Origin of the sequence: Synechococcus sp. CCY9202 (assembly GCF_034931685.1) — a bacterium.
Lineage (GTDB): Bacteria > Cyanobacteriota > Cyanobacteriia > PCC-6307 > Cyanobiaceae > CBW1002.
The window spans coordinates 20,228-38,684 of record NZ_JAYGID010000119.1 but is presented as its reverse complement, the minus strand read 5'-3'; the positions used below and the strand labels follow the sequence as shown (position 1 = coordinate 38,684).

The window sequence follows — 18,457 nt, the reverse complement described above, 5'->3', positions numbered from 1 at the left end:
CGTGATGCTCCCAGCCCTGCTGATCGAGGCCTTCGCCGAACGGCCCCTGGCCGGCAACGGTGCCGCCGTTGTGCGGCTGGAGCGACCCGCCAGCGACGCCTGGCTGCAGGGGGTGGCCACCAGCCTGCGCCAGTCGGAAACGGCCTTTCTGCTGCCAGCGCCTGGCGGAGGCTGGGCCCTGCGCTGGTTCACCCCCAGCTGTGAGGTGCCGCTCTGCGGCCACGCCACCCTGGCTGCGCTGCTGGCGCTGGGGGCCTGGGGCCTGTTGGAACCTGGCGCGTCCACTGCCCTGCTCAGCCGCAGTGGCCCCCTGGTCGTGCAGCTGGCCGAAGACGATCCGGGCCGTGGACGGATCGAGCTCCCGAGCGCACCGCTGCAGCCGGCAGAACTGCCGGATCCGCTGGCGGCGCTGCTGCATCGTCGACTCGGCTCAGGCGTGGAGCAGTACTGGCATTCTGCGCTGGGGTACTGCGTCGCTCTGTTGCCGCCGGCGGCCCAGCTGGGCCAGCTCGATGGTCTGGCAGCGGAGCTGCAGGGGGAGGCGCGGGCAGGGCTTGTGCTGATGCAGCAGTGCGCCCAGACCAGCCATGCTGAGGGCTCTGGCGTTGCTTCTGGCGAGCTGGTCGGTGGCCGCCCCGCCGACTTCCGCCTGCGCTTCTTCGCCCCGGGGCTCGGCATCGATGAGGACCCGGTCACCGGATCCGCCCATGCCCTGGTGGCCCCCTACTGGATCGAGCGCCTCAACCGGCCGGTGGTGGGCTGGCAGTGTTCCAGCCGGCCAGGCGGCATGCTCTGTGAGGCGGCATCTTCAGGCATGATCCGCTTGACCGGTACGGGCCATCTGTTGTGGAACGGCAGCTTGCAGGCAGAACCCGATGGCAGCGGTGCCGAGAGCTGGGCAGCACTCTGGGCCGCTGCCTGAACCTGCCCTGGCTGCCTCCGTTCAGCCGGCGTCTGCTGCTGACCGGCCCCCTGGCGGCGGGAGCTCTCGCCGTCGGTTTTGCGGCCCAGGGCCTCATGGCCAGCAGCCGCGGCACGGCCGACGACGATCGCCTGCTCGCAGCCCTGGTGGCCAGCCCCACCACCACCACGACGGCCTCCCGCAGCGCGGCCGGCACGGCAGCTGGCGGTGAGGAGCGGATGGCGCCGACCCAGGACCAGCTGAGCGGCCTCCAGGCCGAGCGGGCCGCCAGTGCGGCGTCCCAGCGCCTCGATCTGGTGGAGCCTGGGGCTGGTGCACCGGTGGCCCTGGAGATCCGCGTGGCCTTACTGGGGGCTGCCGGCCAGCCCCGACTGGGGGCCAGCGGCCCCTGGCAGCTGCTCAGCCGCGACGGCCGCCTGCTGCAGCAGGGTTCCGCTGGCGATGCTGTGGCCCTGGGGGCTCTGCCATCCGGCCTGGCGGAAGCCTGGTTACAGGCAAGTTCCGGCGTGCTGCTGGTTGATGGCCAGGCCTATGCAGGCCGCTTGAGGCTCCTGCTCAACGGCAGTGGCGTGGAGCTTGTCAACCATCTTTCGCTCGAGGACTACGTGGCCTCGGTGGTGGGGGCGGAAATGCCCAGCAGCTGGAACATGGAGGCCCTGCGGGCCCAGGCCGTGGCGGCCCGTTCCTATGCCCTGGCTCACATGGCCCGGCCGGCCAGCCGCCATTGGCACCTGGGCAACACCACCCGCTGGCAGGCGTATCGCGGACTGGCCAGCGTCAGCGAGCGAACCCGACAGGCAGCTGCCTCCACCGCCGGCCTGATCCTCAGCTACCAGGGCGGGATCGTCGAAAGCCTCTACGCCTCCACCCAGCAGATCAGTTCGGAGGCCCATGGCCATCTCGGCGCCAGCATGAGCCAGCACGGTGCCCAGGATCTGGCTGAGCAGGGTCTTCGGTACAACCAGATCCTCGGCCGCTACTACCAGGGTGCCTCCCTGGCCCGCCTCAAGGCCGGTGCCGGGTAACTCCCTGATGCGGGGCACGCGTCCCGGCCAGCGCGCCGCTCGGCTCTGGCGTCGTGCCCTGGCCGTCTCTGAGCGGGCCTTGGCCGCCGGTGCCCTGGTGCCACTGCGTACGGAGCGGGTGCCCCATCCGAGCAGCGCCCCCTTCGTGTTGCGTCGACTGCTTTCCAGCACCCCCAAGCATCTGCGGGCGGGCGGGCCCAAGCCGAACCCATTCCTGCCCTGGGAACCGCTGCTGCAGGTGGAGCTGCTGGGCGAATGCCATGTGGTGCTGCTGAACAAATTCCCCGTGCAGCGGGGCCATCTGCTGCTGATCACCAGCCAGTGGCAAGCTCAGGCCGGTTGGCTGCAGGAGAACGACTGGGCCAGCGTGGCCCACGTGGCCGGGGACACCGGCGGGCTCTGGTTCTTCAACAGCTGTGCCGAAGCCGGGGCCAGCCAGCCGCATCGGCATCTGCAGCTGTTGCCGCGCCACCCCGGCGAACCGAGCTGCCCGTTGGCTCCGAGGCTGCGCTGCCAGCTCGATGGGCTGGCTCCTGCCTGGCCCTGGGCCTACAGGCTCAGCCGCCGCCACGATCCACTCGGCTGCTCCGACCTGCCCAGCATTTACCAGGAGCACTGCCGTTCCCTCGGCCTGGGCAGCCCGGAATCCGATCGTCAGCCCCGTCACCCCTACAACCTGCTCTTCGATGACGACTGGTTCCTGACCGTGCGGCGGGTGCGGGAACATGCGGCCGGTTTCAGCGTCAATGCGCTCGGCTTCGCCGGCTGCCTGCTGTGTTGTCCATCCTCACGCCTGGACTGGATTGAGACAGAGGGCCCCTTTCGATTGCTGCAAGAGGTGGCGGCATCGCCCGAGCTCCTGCTTGAGTCCCAGATCGAGGGACTGACCGCCCCCGACTGATCCCTGCGGGCTGATCACTGCCGACCGGACCCTCTTGAACAGGCTCCTCCCGCAGTCACGGTGCAGCTGGCGACTGGAAGGCTGGGCTCGAAGGCCGTGGTTTCACGGAATCTTGCCCCTCCGGCCGGCTGATTCCGTGGAATCGCGGTTGAGGACGACGCCCGGCTGCGGCTGAGTGAACCGAGGAGACCCCCACCGGTGCTCTCCGATGGCCATTCGCCTCCGATTCGATGTCTCGCCGTTGTCTGCCAGCACCAGCCGCCGCTCGATCCAGCGCCGAGCAGCGCCGGAATGCACGCGTGCTCCAGTACCGCCAGATTGTGCGGCCCCTGGCCCTGCACTATTCCCGCTGCTGCCGTGAGCCCCTGGATGACCTCCTGCAGGTCGGGATGCTGGGGCTGCTGCGCGCCGCCGAGCTCTACAACCAGGACCGCGCTGTGCCTTTTGAGGCCTTTGCCCGGCCCCATGTGCGGGGCGCCATCCTCCACTACCTGCGCGATTCCGTCGGTTGCGTGAGGCTGCCCCGTCGCCAGGTGGAGATGCTCGATCGGTTGCGGGTGCTGGGACGGGAGATCGAATGCCAGCAGGGGCGCACCCCCGGCTCCGAGGAGCTGCGGCGGGCTCTGGGCCTCAGCCCCGAGCAGTGGCATGTGCTGCGCCAGGGGGAGCAACTCAAGCGTGCCGCTTCGCTGGAGGGTCTGGTCGGAACCGAACCCACTGCCCTGCCGGATGCCAGCCGGGAGGAAGTCTCAGGCGGTCACGATGACCTGACTGGCTTCAACGGGAGCAGCCCGACATCGGTGGAGCGGCTGCTGGCCAACCTCGACCCGGCTCTGGCCACTCTGGTACGCCAGGTCGTTCTGGGAGGCTGGAGCTATCGCCGCGTCGCCCGGCAGCTGCAGGTGAGTCCGATGACGGCCCGCCGCTGGTTTCTTGGAGCGCTGGATCAGTTGCGCAGCCAGTGGGGGCAACTGAGGCTCAATCCTGAGGGTCCAGCGGCTGGTCTCGGCGCATCTGTGCTTCCAGGGTGTTGATCGCGGCTGTCACTGCCGCCAGCTGCCGCTCGATTCCATCGCGCCAGAAAGACAGCATGCGCAGCTTGCGTTCCTGGTAACGCCGCCGACTGGTGCGGCTGTCCTCCTCGGAGGCACAGCAGGGGAAGGGCGGAAACATGAGAAATTCTGTGGATCCGTCTGGTTCTAGCCTGCGACTCAGCGCCTCTGAGACTTGCCCACTCCCATCCTCGTCTACCAGAGATCGTTGAGATGCTCCGCTGGGCCCTCCCCTTACGCTTGCCTTCCCCAGGCAGAGTGGCCCCATTCTGGGTTCAGCAGGAAGCCTCGCCCCCAACTGCGAAGAAAATCACAGATCATGTGCCGTTGCCAGTCGCAAGACACAGTTTGAAAGAGGTCGGTCCCGCTGGTTCTATGCAGCTGGTTTCAGTCCTGCCAGCCGTTTCGGCTGTCCTGCTTGGTTCGGCGCTGGTCCTGCAGGCTCCGGCTGCTTCGGCCTATGTGGCGTTGATGGCTGGTCAGCAGGCACGCCCACTCAACGGCACCTTCAACAACGTGCCCGTGCTCCACTCCAACCAGCCGGAGGAGGTGGAGGGGCCCGGCATCTTGATCACCACCACTCCCGGCAGCTCAATCGCTGCGGAGACGGGCCAAGCCCTCCGCAATTCTGAATTCACCTTCAACGGAGACTTCGGCCTGCACCTGCATCACAAGTATTTCCCCCCCAACCGCAAGAGCATTTCTCCGCAGGATCGCCGCGCCCAGCTCACCCTGGCGGCGATCCTGATCAATCCCGGTGTGCGGCCCGTTCACATCCGCTTCAAGAACGGTGCGGTCCGCAACAGTTTCGAAGCGCCTTATCTGGCCAACAATCTGATGGGGGTGAAGCCTTTGGGCCCCAGGCCATGGAACACGGGTCCTGGAGATGCCACGGCGGTTCAGATGCTGCGGGGTCGCCTGGATCGAAATCTCACCGATGAGATCACCATTCCTGCTCGCAGCCGGGTCGTGCTGTTCAACACGGCCCTTCCGGCCCTTGGGATTGCCAATGCCCTGCTGCGAGGTCACAGCGATGGTCCCTTCCAGGTGGCTGTGGTGGCGGCGAAGGACCCCACCAGTGATCGAGACATCCTGGAGGTGCTCGATCAGGGGCGTCTGGCTCCGGGTCGGGTCTATCTCAGTCGCATCGCCGACATCCAGAACCGCCAGATTTTTTCCCGGGTGGGGGGCGTGGCCCTTGGCGATGCCTACAAGGCCAGCATTCGTCATGACCTAGGCAGCCAGGGACCTCTTCACGTGCCGTTGACCAGCACATTCCGCCATCACTTCGGGACCAGCGACGTGCAGGTGAATGCCTTGGCGACCCGCATGATCGATTCGTCGCTTGACAATGTGGGCACCTATGGCGTTCGCTTCGACGTCGATCTACAGCTCACCGGCAATGGACCGTATGAGCTGGTGATGAGCCATCCGTCTCCCAGTGGTGGCCGACATTTCACCGCTTTCCGAGGCTCTCTGCAGGTCACGACTCCCGAAGGTCTGCAGGAAATGCACGTCGGCATGCGTTCTGGTCAGAGCCTCTCGCTCACCTCCCTGCAATTGCAGCCTGGGGTGGTCAATACCGTGCGGGTGAGCTTGGTTTACCCAGCCGATGCGACCCCTGGCCACCTTCTCAGCGTTGTGCCCAGCTCCCAGTTGGCCCTTGTGCAGGAGCGGGAGCGACAACTGGAGCTGGCTCGTTCATCGGTGACCCGTCCGAATGCTCCGCCACCTGCTGTTCCGCCTGCGGTCGCCAACAATGGCCCCGCCCTGGTTCCTGCGCCGGCGGTCCAACCAGCCGGTCCTCAGGTGCCTCGACCAGCTGTGGCTCAGCCCCGCCCGCTCGTGACTCCCGGACCTCATCGCTGGGAGCCGCCGACCCCGCCCCTTCCCCCGATCAACCATTCCGTCAGTCCGTCACGGTCGGCAGCCGCTGCCACACAGGTCCCCGTGGTCCTTCCACCGGTCAGGGTCAGTCAGTCGTTGATTGAGCTCTACCGGGACGCTGTGGAGGCTCAGCAAGACATCATGCGCGGCCTTGTGGGCCGCTGAGCGAATCACATCGTCGGTGGAACCAGTAGTGGACTCGGCCCAGAGAGAGCGGCGCAGGATCAGTCTGGAACTGCCGGTTGAACTGGTCGCCCAGATCGACAGTCTGCGGGGGGAATGGGGTCTACGCAGCCGGGGCGACATCCTGGTGCGGCTGCTGCAGGGTCTCTTCGAGGATGACCTTCCGGAAGAGACGCTGGAGGTCGTGGAACTCTCCAGCGGGAGTTGGCCAGTGAGGACTGTCTCCCCGGAGGCAGTCCCCAGAGACACCGTGGGGTCGGACGTGACTGCCACCGAGACGATGCAGTCTCCGCCAGAGGACCTGGGGAGCGCCGCTGATGAGGCGATCGACTGGACCACGCCTGGGCTTGGCTCGCCGCTTCCTGCCCCAGGAATGCCGACACCGGAGCCAGAGATCCTGGATGGGAGCCGGCACTCTGCGCAGGACCTGGTTGCAGAAGAGGATGCGCCTGAGGATCCTGAGGATGAGGAGTTCAGCACCGCCCTCGACGAGCGCGGCTCCCTGGTACTGGTGCCCCGCAGGCAGGTGGCTCTGCGAGCCACTGGAGATCCGATCGCATCGCCCCGTGCCCCGTCGGAGGTTCCTCCACCGTCCAGTGGGGGCAGCCCTGGCGGTATCGATCTGCCGGGCTTCGTTCAGCGCCGCTCCGATCGCCTGCGGCGTAGTCTGCGGGTCCGGCCTGGCTCGATCCAGACGGATGATTCCCTGCCGACGGTGCCGGCGGCATCCATTCAGCGGGCCCTCACGGCAGCTGCCCAGCACTGGAGTGATCTTTACGGCAGCGAACCCAATGAGGCCGTGCTCGAAGCCGCCATGGTCTGGTTGGCTCAGGACATCTGGCCGCACGCCGACCAGAGCGAGGGACGGGCGTTCACCTGGTCCCTGGCCAGTGCATTGGTACGGTGCTTTGTCCCCAGCTGGGAGGCGGGTCCTGCCAGTTTTGAGCGGGTGATGGTGATGGCGGGGCTGCTGGAAGACCCTTTCAGTGCCGCCACCCTGGAGCTACGCCTTCCGACGTTGATTCGACGTTTTGTGCATCGGTTTCGCAGGCGCCGCCCCGGGACTTCATTCCTCACCCTGGAGCACACGATGACCCTCCATGGCGCCCTCAAGCTGCTGCAATTGCCAACAGCACCGGGTCATCAGCTCAGCCTCCGCCAGATCCGGGAGTCTTACCGCGAGATGGCTGTGCTCCATCATCCCGATTCAGGCGGCTCCGTGGATGTGATGCGACGTCTCAATGAGGCCTATCACATGCTCAAGGAGCTCTACCGCGGATCCAGCTGAGAACGCTGCTCTGGCTGAGTGGATCAAGCCAAGACCTCGCGTCAGCGCTGATCGCACAGTCTGCTGGATGACCGATTGCAGCGACCCGCTGCAGGGACCTGTTGCGTGGACCATGGGTTCTCGTTCGTCTTGAGGCTGTCCCGATGTGTGTCCAATGTCGTGTCGATAGCGAGAGGTTGAAATGCGATCTCGTGAGCCCGGCGGGCCTTCAGGGCCGGATGTGTTGACCATCGGCCGGTGTTAAGGGGAGGGAGTTGCGGGCATTGTCCATGCATCTCGCCTGAGAAGCCGGACGAGACCAGCCATGGGACTCAGTCGGGGACCATGCGCCTAGACCTTCTCAACTGGGTCCCATACCAGGACTGATTCAAAGTCTTGAATGGGCCTCGTGAGACTACTGCGAAGGGATGGGTTTTCGTTCTTCCTCGGAATGGCTGAGTGGTTCGCTTGACCTTTGCTCGGTCCTTTGCAGCTGGATCGTGACTCCGCAGGGTTGGATCGATTCTTATGCGAACTCCATTGGCTTCTTCATCTGATTCTGATCACGACATTCAGAAAAATCGTGGAATCCAGCTGCCATTTGTCTGTCTTGGGATGCAGAGGTGAGGCGAGCCGCTCTGGATGCAGGGCTGTGCTTCGGGCTGATACTTGGTGCTTGGGGCTTGAAGACCCTGCTGGAGCCACCATTGTCTGGGAGATGACCTCCGGGTCCGTCTGGATGGCGTGCCCGTGCCCACGCGCCGCCCACTGTGTCCAGTGGGGTGTGAACAGACTGTCCAAGTCTTGATTGACTGCTTGAAAGCCAAGTCAGGAACTGTGCTCTGGGAGTCTGCGTACCTGCTTTTGAAGCAGGTACGCATTCGGAGAGCGGGTGATGGCGGACTGGTGATCGGTTCGGATTTCGCCTCCCCAGGACCTTGTTGTCGTGTGCGCCCGCAGGGGGTCTCCGGCACCCCTGCGGGGCCAGGTCGAAATCAGGCCATTCTTTTCCTGTCTATCTCGAATGAGACGCCTACGGGTCTTGTCTATGGTCCATAATGAGACTCGTGCGTCGGGTCCGGATGTCAAACGTGCGGATGCCAAACGTGCGGATGCCGAACGTGCGGCATCCAGTTCTGCCGGCTTGCTCGGATCGGGAACGTTGCCTCGATGTCGGTCGTTGACGGCTGTACGGCAGAGCCTGCTCACACATCCAGGCTGTGTCTCTTGTTCAGACCAATATGGCGACTTGGTCGGGATAGCTGAGACGCTGGTGCTCCTGGCGAATCACCTGCCGATGCTTCCTGATGTGCTCATCCTGGGAAGCCCCTTGAGCAGTCACCCGATCGAGAGAGCATGAAAAAGCCGCGCCTGTAGGAGACGCGGCGGAAGACGTGTGTCCGTCAGGTGCTTCAGGTGGTGGTCTGCATGCCCTGAATCAGAAAGTCAAAGTAGGGACCAGCCGTAGCCGCTTGCTCAGTGCTCAGCAGCGATAGGGCGGCTTCCCGGAGGGTGCGCATGGCTTCGACCATACCGGGCATGGGAACACCGAGGCTGTTGTACATCTCGCGGGCACCCTCCAGGCCGATCTTCTGGATCTGCTCGGTGCTGCCAGCCAGAACGCCATAGGTGACCAGCCTGAGGTACCAGCTGTAATCCCTCAGGCACTGGGCACGCTGCTTCTGGCCATAGGCGTTGCCACCCGGGGCCACGTAATCGGGCTTGCGGGAGAACAGCTGTTTGGCTGCCTCATCGATGATTTTTTTCTCGTTGTCGGTGAGCACCTTCACGATCGACAGCCGTTGGCTGCCTCCGGTGAGGAAGTCCACCATCGAGCGCAGCTCGCCGCCGGTGGGATAACGAAGCTGATCATCGGCCTGGAGGATCAGATCCCGAACGACGCTCATTTCTGCTGCCACGTGCACGCACCACCTTATCGAGATCTCGTCTCCGGATCGCCTCCTGAGCCGAACGTGTTACGCCCCTTTGCAACCTGGTCTGCCCAGGGGCCGATGATCAAGGCCAGTGTCTGCCTCCCGCCCGTGTCGAAATCCAGGGACCATCAGACCCGGGCCCGCGTGGCAGTGGGGTCTCTGCTCTCGGTGGAGATCGCCGATCTGGGTCGCGATGGCCAGGGCGTGGGCCGTGTGGGGGATCAGGTGGTCTTCGTGGCCGACGCCCTGCCCGGCGAGCTTGTCCGCGTGCGGGTGGTGCACCAGGCCCGGCGCCACCTGGTGGCGGAACTCAAGGGGATCGAACGCCCGTCCCCCGACCGGCGCCAGCCCCCCTGCATCCTTTCGGACAATTGTGGCGGCTGCAGCCTGCAGCATTGCAGCGATGCCGCCCAGGTGTCCTGGAAGCAGGGGATGGTGGGCGAGGTGCTGCGGCGCCTCGGCGGAACGGACCTGCCGCCCCTGCCCTTGCTGGCAGCGGAGTCTCCGCTCGGCTACCGCAACCGCGCCGTGATTCCGTTGGAGCTCACTGACGAGCTGCGGCTGCGGGCCGGGTTCTACCGACGCGGCTCCCATCAGATCGTCAACATGAACCACTGCCCGGTGCTGGACGCCCGGCTGGATCGGCTGATCGAACCGTTGAAGGAGGATCTGGAGGAAGCCGCCTGGCCGGTGGATCGCCATGGCCGCAGCGGTGGTGGTCTTCGCCATCTGGCTCTGCGGGTGGGCCACCACACCGGCGATGTGCTGATCACCCTCATCGCCAGCAACGACAACCTGCCGGGCCTCGATGCGCTGGCCAGCAGCTGGATGGATCGCTGGCCCGAGGTGGTGGGGGTGTCGCTCAATCTCCAGCCGGAGCCCAACAACAAGCTGATGGGCCATGAGACCCGCACGCTCTGCGGGCGGGACTGGCTGGAGGAACGCTTTGCTGGCCTGCGCTATCGCATTGCCGCCGACACCTTCTTTCAGGTGAACACGGTGCAGGCCGAGCGGGTCGTGCCCCTGCTTCTGGCTGCACTGAAAGCCGCTGGCACGAGCCGCTCCGTGATCGATGCCTACTGCGGCATCGGCACCTACACCCTTCCGATCGCGGCCGCCGGCTATCGGGTCGAGGGCATCGAGGCACACCTGGCTTCGGTCCAACTGGCCCGCCGCAATGCTGAATCCAATGGTCTGAGCGCCTTGGCACGCTTCAGCAACTCGGATGTGGCCGAGGCTCTGGCCCATTCACTACCCGGCGCTGGCGCCCTGTTGCTCGATCCGCCCCGCAAGGGGCTGGAGCCGCCGGTGCTGGAGGCCATCCTGAACTCCCCCCCACCGCTGCTGCTCTATCTCAGCTGCGACCCAGGCACCCTGGCCCGGGATCTCGGTCGCCTCTGCGGCACCAGGCAGGCTCCTCAAACGGATCCATCCGTCGGCGCTGAGGCCAGTGCCGACGCTGAGGCCAATGCTGACCCTGGGACCGGGGCAGAAGCCTTGGCCGAGCCGGAAGCTGCACGGTTCCGGCTGCTGAGCGTGCAACCCCTCGATTTTTTCCCCAACACCAGCCACGTGGAAACCCTGGTGGTGCTGGAGCGCTGCGCCTGAGCTCAGCGATGCCCAGGCGGTGAACGCAGGCTCAGCTGCGCAGCTGGGCCCCGAACTGCTTTTCGAGCGCCGCACGGATCTTCGCCTGGGCCCCATCCACCTGATCGTCGGTGAGGGTGCGCTTCGGATCGCGGTAGCGCAGCCGGAAGGCCTGGCTGCACTGGCCATCCCCCAGCTGCGTGCCCTCATAGCGATCCACCAGCTCCGCCTGCTCCAGCAGGGGCTTGCCCGCCTTGCGGATGGTGCTGAGCAGGTCGGCCGCCCGGGTGGCCTGCGGCACCACCAGGGCCAGATCCCGCTCGGAGGCCGGCACTGTGGCGAAGGGAGCGAAGGCGGGTTGCCAGCGGTTGCGGCGTGTGGCGGCGCAGAGCAGCGGCTCCAGGGCCAGGGTGAACAGGTAGGTGGCCTCCGGCAGGTCGTGTTGGTCGGCCTGCTCGGGATGCAGCTGGCCGAACCAGCCGGCCGGCCGGCCCTCGACCAGCAGCGTGGCAGCACGACCGGGATGCAGCAGGGGCTGATCGGTGAGCGGGTGATCGTCCACGGGCAGCTTCAGGGTCTGCAGCGCCGCCTGCAAGACGCCCCGGGCCTGGAAGTAGCCAGGCGGCTGGGGTTTGCCGCTGCTGGTCCAGCGCTCGGCGCGGCGTTCGCCGGCCAGCACCCCCACCAGCTGCTGCCGTTCGACACCATCGGCATCGAAGACCTGGCCGATCTCGAAGGCCCAGAAGCCGTTTTGGGAGGCCTGGAGGTTGCGGCGGGCCGCCTGGAGCAATTCTTCGTGCAGGTTGTCGCGCAGATGGCCGTAATCCGCCAGCAGGGGGTTGGCCAGTGGCAGCCGCCCGGCAGCCTGGGGCACCAGCGAGAGGCTGCAGGTTTCCTGCAGACCAGCCGCGCAGAGGGCGCGGCGCAACCGGCGCTCGGCCAGCTGGGCAGGTTCGAGGCCGCCGGGGAGCAGGGGGTCGGGCAGATGGCAGGCGAACTGGTCGTAGCCCACCAGGCGGGCCACCTCCTCGATCAGATCCACTTCCCGCTGCAGGTCCATGCGGCGCGAGGGGGGGACGACCACACTCCAGCCATCGTCGCTGTCCTTCAGCACGCAGCCCAGGGCCGTGAGGGTGGCCGCGATGCGCCCCTCCTCGAGATCCTCTTCTTCGCCGTCCACCACCACCGGCCCGAGCAGGTTGTGCAGGGCTTCGCGGCGCAGCCTCAGGGGCTGAACCGGCTCCTGGGGCCGCTGATGCAGCCAACGGCCCTCCAGTTCGGCGCCGGCCAGCTCGATCAGCAGCTGCACGGCCCGATCCGCGGCCGCCAGGGTGGCTTCCCGCGGCAGACCCTTCTCAAAGCGCAGGCTGGCCTCGGTGCGCAGACCCTGGCTACGGGCCGACCGCCGCACGGCCTGGGGCGCAAACACGGCGGCTTCCAGCCACAGGGATGTGGTGTCGTTCTGAACCGCCTCCTCAAGGCCGCCGATCACGCCGGCCAGGGCAATCGCCTGATCGGCGTAGGTGACCACCAGGGCTTCCTCATCCAGGGTCCGCGACTCGCCATCGAGGCTGGTGAACGACTCCCCGCTGCGGGCCTGCCGCAACCCCAGGGCTGCCGGTTCGGCCTGGCCAGCGGTCTTGTGCGCCAGGCGATCGCTGTCGAAGGCATGCAGGGGTTGACCGGTTTCCAGCATCACCAGGTTGGTGATGTCCACCACCGTGTTGATCGGTCGGATGCCGGCACGCTCCAGACGCTGCTGCAGCCACTGGGGTGACGGCGCCACACGCACGCCCTTCAGGGCCGTGACGCTGAACAGTCCACCGGCTTCGATCGCCAGCCTCGAGGCTGCATCGATCGCCAGGGGTGCGGCTTCGATCGCGGGCGCGGCTGGGGGCAGGCTGGTGGAGGCCTCCAACAGAGCCGCCACTTCACGGGCAATGCCCTGCATCGACAGACCATCCGGCCGGTTGGCGGTGATCGCCAGCTCCAGCACCTGATCGTCGAGGCCCAGATGCGGCCCCACAGGTTGGCCCGGCAGGGGTACGGACGCGAGCAGATCATCCAGAACGGCAATCCCGTCGCTGGCGTCGGGCAGGCCGAGTTCCCGCAGGGAGCAGATCATGCCGCTGCTGGCCACACCCCGCAGTTCGGCTGGCTTGATCGTCAGATCCACCGCCGGCAGGGTGGTACCCACCAGGGCCACCGGCACGTGGATGCCAGCGCGGACATTGGCGGCGCCACAGACAATCTGCAACGGTTCTGCGCTGCCGACATCGACCCGGCAGACGCTCAGTTTGGTGGCATCCGGATGGGGCTGGCGATCCGCGACGAGCCCCACGACCACCCCAGAGGCCTGGGCCGCCAGGTCATGAATCTCCTCGACTTCGAACCCGGCGACCGACAGCCGCTCAGCCAGGAGCTGTGGCTGCAGATCGTCCGGCTCGCAGGTCACGAGCTCCTTCAACCACTGGAGCGAGACCCGCATCCATTCAGTCCATCAACGGCCGTCGATCCTAGGGAGCGGAGGGGTAGGGAACCATCACACGGTAAAGTCTTCGTTTGTCACTTCGCATCGCACACGCGGCGCAACGTCCTTTATGGCCAAAAACAAGGGCGTCCGGATCGTGATCACTCTCGAGTGCACCGAATGCCGGTCCAACCCCGCCAAGCGGTCTCCTGGTGTGTCCCGCTACACCACCCAGAAGAACCGCCGCAACACCACCGAACGGCTGGAGCTGAAGAAGTTCTGCCCCCACTGCAACGCCTCCACCAACCACAAGGAAATCAAGTGAGGTCCGGGCGGAAGCAGTGGTCTGCTTCCGCCTCATCCTGATTTCCAGCCGCTCCTGCCTGCGGGCCTGAGCTCAGGGGTTGCCGTTGCAGCCGCAGTTTTTTCGTCTTCTCTTTCTTTTCGATGGCCAGTTCCTTTTTCAAGAAGCGTCTCTCCCCGATCAAGCCGGGCGACCCGATCGACTACAAGGATGTCGATCTGCTCAAGAAATTCATCACTGAGCGTGGCAAGATCCTGCCCCGCCGTCTGACGGGCCTCACCGCCAAGCAGCAGCGCGATCTCACCAACGCCGTCAAGCGTGCCCGCATCGTGGCCCTGCTTCCCTTTGTGAATCCCGAGGGCTGATCCCTCTGGCTTCCCAGACCCTCCAACCCGGCGATCTGGTCGGACTGAGCACGGACAAGGGGCCCCAGCTGGCCCTGGTTCGGGGTCTGCAGTCTGGCAAGGCCAAGGTCCTGGCCGGTTTTCTGGCCCGACCGCAGCAGTTGCCGCTGCGTCAGATCACCCTGCTGATCCCCCTGCCTTCAGGAGCTGATGTTCCTGCGGGTCTGGGAGCTTCGCCATGGAACCTCTCCGCAGAGGTTGTGGCCGAGGCTTTGCCGTCCCGACGGCAGCTTGGCGAGGCCTGGCACCTTCTGGTGGAAGACGGGCAGCCCCAGCCACTCTCGGATTTCGCTTCCCTGCTCGGCGATGGGGCCAACCCCGCCCTGCTCGCCGCCTGCTGGCTCTGGCTGGAAGGCGACCAGCTGCTGTTCCGCTGGCGACACGGGGTTGTGGAACCCCGGCCGGTGGATGAGCTGCGGCGCCTGCGGCGCGACCGGCGTCGTGAACGCCTGGTGCTGGAGCGCCGCCGCCGCTGGCATGAGGCCCTGCGGCGGCGCCAGCCTCTGGATCCCACAACTCTCGATCCCGAGCATCGCCGCGATCTGGAGCTGCTGATGCTCTGGGCCGGGGGCGACAGCACCGACCCCCTGCCGCTGGAGCTGCGCCAGGCGCTGCAGGTGGCCCACTGCCCTGCCGAGACTGGAGCGATCCGCCACCTGATGGTGGACCTGGGTCTCTGGCAGCCGCACCACCTGCCTTCCCTGGCTCGCAGCCACTGGCAGCACGGCTTCTCCGACGAACTCCTGACGGAGGCCGAAGAGCTTGTCGCCCAGGCGGATCAGCCCCAGCCCGGCGATGAGCAGCGGCGGGATCTCACCGGGCTCCGGATGGTGACGATCGACGATGCCGACACCCGCGACATTGACGACGGCCTCTCGCTCGAGACCTTGCCGGGTGGTGTGCAGCGCCTCTGGATTCATGTGGCCGATCCGGGTCGACTGGTGCCGGCGGGTTCAGCGCTCGACCTCGAAGCCCGACGCCGGGCCAGCAGCCTCTACCTGGCGGGGGGAACCCTGCCGATGTTTCCGGAGTGCCTCTCCACCGGTCCCTTCAGCCTGGTGCAGGGCCGTCGCTGTGCGGCCTGGAGTCTCTGGGTGGAGCTCGATGCCACCGGGGCCGTGGCCGACTTCGGCCTGCAGCGCAGCTGGGTTCAACCCACCTATCGCCTCTCCTACGCCGACGCCGACGAGCTGATCGAACTGGCGCCGCCGCAGGAGGCTGATCTGCTTTGCCTGCACCAGCTGCTGCTGCGCCGGCGTGGCTGGCGCCAGCAGCATGGCGCCCTGATGATGGATCAACCCGAAGGCCGCATCCGCGCCGCCGGCGACGAGCCGGTGCTGGAGATCGTCGAGCCGGGTCCATCGCGGCTGCTGGTGGCCGAAGCGATGATCCTGGCGGGGGCCGTGGTGGCCGAGTTCGGTCGCCGGGAGGGTCTGGCACTCCCCTACCGCAGCCAGCTTCCGACTGAGCTGCCGTCGCCGGCCGAGCTTGAGGCGTTGCCACCGGGGCCGGTGCGCCACGCCGCCATCAAGCGCTGCCTCAGTCGCAGTCACACCGGTACCCAACCGGCTCTCCACTTCAGCCTCGCTCTGGAGGGATACGCGCAGGCCACCTCACCGATCCGACGCTACGGCGATCTGCTCGTGCAGCGCCAGCTGCAGGCCGCCCTGACGGATCAGGCGCCATTGCCGGAGGAGGACGTGGCGGCGTTGCTGAGCGAGCTGGAGGATCCGGTCAAGCAGGGGATTCAGATCAGCCGTGAGGATCACCGCCACTGGCAGCAGGTGTGGTTCGCGGCCCATCAGCGTGACCAGTGGCCCGGGGTGTTTCTGCGCTGGCTCCGTCCGCAGGAGCGGCTGGCTCTGGTGCATGTCGAAGACCTGGCCATGGATCTGGTGGCGGAATGCCCCGAAGGCAGCGATCCGGGCGATGCGCTGCTGCTTCGGGTTCTCGAGGTGGATCCCCTGCGCGATCAGCTGCGTCTGCAGGGGCGGGCCTCAGTCGGCCAGGCGTGAGGCCCGCAGCCAGGGCCCCCAGGGGTTGGCATGGGCGACCAGCCGCACCGATCGGGGGCTGTCGAGCTGCAGCAGCCACTGGTGCAGCTCCGGCTCCAGGGTGATCAGGGGCCAGTCGCGGCCAGCCTCGGCCTGGCTTGGGCTGGATACGCGCAGCCGGTAACCCCCCTGGCCATCGGGCCGCAGCTCTCCCTGCCAGAGCCGCTCGTGGGGTGAGGCCGGTGGCTGGTGGCCGGGCTGCGCCGGGCCCATCCAGGTTCCTGTAGGCGAGAGCAGCGAGGGATCATCGAGCACCTGCTTCTGCCGCTTCCGCCGCTGCGGATGGTGCCAGGGGGTGTCCCACAGGGGCACGGGGCTGGCTGGGGCCAGGCGGTCGTCGATCAGGGCCTCCTGTAGTGTTCGCACCGGCAGCTCGGCTGGCGTACAACCGTGGCGTAGGCAGAGCGCGGCAGCCAGTCCGGCGGCCTGGCCGATGTTGAGCACAAGCGGCTGCAGCCGGGTTGCGCCGTTGGCCATGTGGCTGACGCTGAGGCACTTGTCGGCGGCGAGCAGGTTGCTCACCGTCGCGCTGACCAGGGCGCCGTAGGGAAGCGCGAAGGGCGTGCCGCTCCAGCGGCCGCCCCAGCGGCAGCTCTTGGGCGCCAGGGGCCAGTCACCGCCCGGGTAGTGGTGGTCATTGGCGTAGTTCCCCACCGCAATCGCTGCAATCGCGCCGCTGGCCTCCAGCGGCAGGGCCGCGATCGAGGCTCCCTCCCCCTGGGGCAGCAGGTGCTGTTCCAGCACCAGATCCCGGCCCACCAGCCGGCGCCCTTCTCGCCAGTAGGGCATCAGGGCCAGGGCTCCGGGAAAGGCATCGCCGGCCACCAGAGCTCCCTCGCAGGCCTGCTCGAGGGATGCCAGGAAGGCCAGGCTGTGGGCCTGCATGGCCCGCTCCAGCGCGTTGTCCTGGAGGGCATCGCCCGAAAAGGCCCGCTCCAGCCCCTCGTGCCAGTCGTTGCCACAGAGCGGCCAGTTGAGCATCACCAACCCGCCGGGCAGGCGGCCATAGGTGAGGGTGCGCTCCAGGCCAAAGCGGCTGCAGGCCTGCTGGAAGGGTTCCGCCAGGTCAGGCGGCTCTGCGGGGGCCGGCAACCGCTCCTGATCCAGCTGGCCCATCACCACCCAGGTGGGCGACTGCACCGGCTGGCGGGGAAAGAACGGATCGCCGGTCAACCGCTCCCGGCTGGGGGCACTGGGTTCGCCATGGTCTTCGGCGGCTTCCCAGCCCAGCCGGAAGGGGGCCTCTGCCAGGGGAAACAGATCACCGCGGTCGCTGCCGTCGATCACCAGCTGCGGCTCGATCCAGGGGCGCTCGCCCTGGTTCGTTCCGCCCTCAGGGCCGACCTGGACGCGTACAGCGCTGATCCGATCGCCCAGGCGGCGCACGTCGAGCAGGCGACAGCCGGGCCACCAGCGCAACCGCGGCTCCGCCGCCACCCACTCCTGCAGGATCGTCTCGGCCGTTCGCGGCCGGAACCCGAAACAGCTCACCCAGTTGTGATCCAGGCCGCTGGGCTCGCGGTGTTCCAGGGCCCGCAGCAGGGCACCCCAGAGGCCGCTCTGCCACGGAGAGAGTTCATTGCCATCCGGGGCACAGACGCCGGCTGCGCTGAGCATGCCGCCCAGCCAGGAGGCGGGGGTGAGCAGCAGGGTGTCGGCGCCGCTGCGGGCTGCCTGGAGGGCGGCGGCGACGCCGCCGCTGCCGCCGCCCCAGACCAGCACCTGGGGGGTAAGGCCGGCGTTGAGATCAGGTGGCATCAGTGCCATCCGACTCCTCGAGGCGGCAGAGGCAACGGAAGCGCAGGGCCACCAGCTGGTCGTAGAGGGGGTTGATCTTGCACATCGGCGGGATGTGCACCAGCTTGCGGCCAAAGAGCACCACGTCCCGCTCGAAGGGGCACTGGGCCGGGATCAGCTTCACCAGAAAGCGTGCCACCGCCGGATCATTCGGCTGGATGCCATCGAGCCACTGGCGCAGGCCGTCGAGGGCCTGGGGATGGGGCACGCCGCAGGCGTCCACGCTCAGCTGGGCCACCACCGCCTCAGCCACCTGCAGCTCGCGGCTCCAGCGCTGCAACAGGTCCAGCTCCACCTCGCTGATGTGGCCATCGGCCAGGGCCACCATCACGGCGCTGCGCAGGAACTGCTCGGCCAGCTCCGTGCCCACACCGAAGCGATGCACCAGGGCGCCGTCACCGGGTTGCTGGATGCCGTCCCAGGAGTCGTCGGGCAGTTCTGCCTTGAGCTCATGGATGAGCAGGTGCTGCTCCTCCTCGGAGAAATCTCCATCCGCCAGGGCGAGCTGGTGCAGCGCCCCGAGCCAGATGTGCCGGCAGGCCGGGCTGAGCCCGGCATCGAGGCTGCACAGCCCGGTGGTCTCGGTTCCTTCCGGCATGGCAGGCGAAGGGGAATGGGGAGAGAGAGGAGAGTGGATCCTGGTCCGGAACCGTCCCGGGGCTCTCGGTAG

The 18,457-nt window shown here is 67.0% G+C and carries 14 protein-coding genes; 10 read left to right on the top strand and 4 right to left on the bottom strand.

Annotated features, from left to right (window positions below; genetic code table 11):
* Positions 1-4: 4 nt before the first annotated feature.
* From VB777_RS14650 to VB777_RS14625, 6 genes are all read left to right on the top strand, one after another.
* Positions 5-922: a PhzF family phenazine biosynthesis protein gene (locus VB777_RS14650; RefSeq protein WP_197170244.1), complete on the top strand. Its 918-nt coding sequence runs from the start codon at positions 5-7 to the stop codon at positions 920-922.
* Positions 847-1,947 (top strand): SpoIID/LytB domain-containing protein, encoded by a 1,101-nt coding sequence (locus VB777_RS14645; protein ID WP_323249825.1) that lies wholly within the window; start codon positions 847-849, stop codon positions 1,945-1,947. Before VB777_RS14650 ends, VB777_RS14645 begins: the two co-directional genes overlap by 76 nt.
* Positions 1,937-2,848, top strand: coding sequence for an ATP adenylyltransferase (locus VB777_RS14640; RefSeq protein WP_323249823.1), 912 nt, complete (start codon positions 1,937-1,939; stop codon positions 2,846-2,848). Before VB777_RS14645 ends, VB777_RS14640 begins: the two co-directional genes overlap by 11 nt.
* A gap of 230 nt (positions 2,849-3,078) precedes the next feature.
* The gene (locus tag VB777_RS14635) at positions 3,079-3,882 is read left to right on the top strand and encodes a sigma-70 family RNA polymerase sigma factor (protein WP_323249821.1); all 804 of its coding nucleotides are present in this window, start codon (positions 3,079-3,081) and stop codon (positions 3,880-3,882) included.
* A gap of 393 nt (positions 3,883-4,275) precedes the next feature.
* Complete coding sequence (locus VB777_RS14630; protein ID WP_323249819.1) at positions 4,276-5,952, top strand: DUF3370 family protein; 1,677 nt, start codon at positions 4,276-4,278, stop codon at positions 5,950-5,952.
* A gap of 28 nt (positions 5,953-5,980) precedes the next feature.
* On the top strand, positions 5,981-7,258 hold the full coding sequence (locus VB777_RS14625; protein ID WP_323249817.1) for a molecular chaperone DnaJ: 1,278 nt from the start codon (positions 5,981-5,983) through the stop codon (positions 7,256-7,258).
* A 1,391-nt stretch (positions 7,259-8,649) separates the two neighbouring features.
* Here the strand turns inward: VB777_RS14625 and VB777_RS14620 are convergent.
* A complete protein-coding gene (locus VB777_RS14620) occupies positions 8,650-9,144 on the bottom strand; it encodes an allophycocyanin subunit alpha-B (protein WP_197170242.1) in 495 nt (164 codons plus the stop codon).
* A 135-nt stretch (positions 9,145-9,279) separates the two neighbouring features.
* Here VB777_RS14620 and rlmD point away from each other — a divergent pair, with 135 nt between their 5' ends.
* Complete coding sequence (gene rlmD / locus VB777_RS14615) at positions 9,280-10,779, top strand: 23S rRNA (uracil(1939)-C(5))-methyltransferase RlmD (protein ID WP_323249815.1); 1,500 nt, start codon at positions 9,280-9,282, stop codon at positions 10,777-10,779.
* 31 nt (positions 10,780-10,810) lie between these two features.
* Here rlmD and pheT read toward each other — a convergent pair whose 3' ends face one another.
* Entirely contained in the window at positions 10,811-13,246 is a 2,436-nt protein-coding gene (gene pheT / locus VB777_RS14610; RefSeq protein ID WP_323249813.1) for a phenylalanine--tRNA ligase subunit beta, read from the bottom strand.
* Positions 13,247-13,358: 112 nt separating this feature from the next.
* Here pheT and rpmG point away from each other — a divergent pair, with 112 nt between their 5' ends.
* The 3 genes from rpmG (at position 13,359) to VB777_RS14595 (ending at position 15,951) form a co-directional block, all read left to right on the top strand.
* Positions 13,359-13,553, top strand: coding sequence for a 50S ribosomal protein L33 (gene rpmG / locus VB777_RS14605; protein WP_197155791.1), 195 nt, complete (start codon positions 13,359-13,361; stop codon positions 13,551-13,553).
* A gap of 122 nt (positions 13,554-13,675) precedes the next feature.
* Entirely contained in the window at positions 13,676-13,897 is a 222-nt protein-coding gene (gene rpsR, locus VB777_RS14600; protein WP_010308434.1) for a 30S ribosomal protein S18, read from the top strand.
* Between the two features lie 140 nt (positions 13,898-14,037).
* Positions 14,038-15,951 carry a ribonuclease catalytic domain-containing protein gene (locus VB777_RS14595; protein WP_322758737.1) on the top strand — a complete coding sequence of 638 codons (1,914 nt, stop codon included), beginning with the start codon at positions 14,038-14,040 and terminating at the stop codon, positions 15,949-15,951.
* Here VB777_RS14595 and VB777_RS14590 read toward each other — a convergent pair.
* Complete coding sequence (locus tag VB777_RS14590) at positions 15,934-17,748, bottom strand: FAD-dependent oxidoreductase (RefSeq protein ID WP_322758738.1); 1,815 nt, start codon at positions 17,746-17,748, stop codon at positions 15,934-15,936. The genes VB777_RS14595 and VB777_RS14590 overlap by 18 nt on opposite strands.
* Positions 17,738-18,385 carry a Mo-dependent nitrogenase C-terminal domain-containing protein gene (locus VB777_RS14585; RefSeq protein ID WP_197170238.1) on the bottom strand — a complete coding sequence of 216 codons (648 nt, stop codon included), beginning with the start codon at positions 18,383-18,385 and terminating at the stop codon, positions 17,738-17,740. The genes VB777_RS14590 and VB777_RS14585 overlap by 11 nt, the downstream gene beginning before the upstream one ends.
* Positions 18,386-18,457 lie beyond the last annotated feature (72 nt).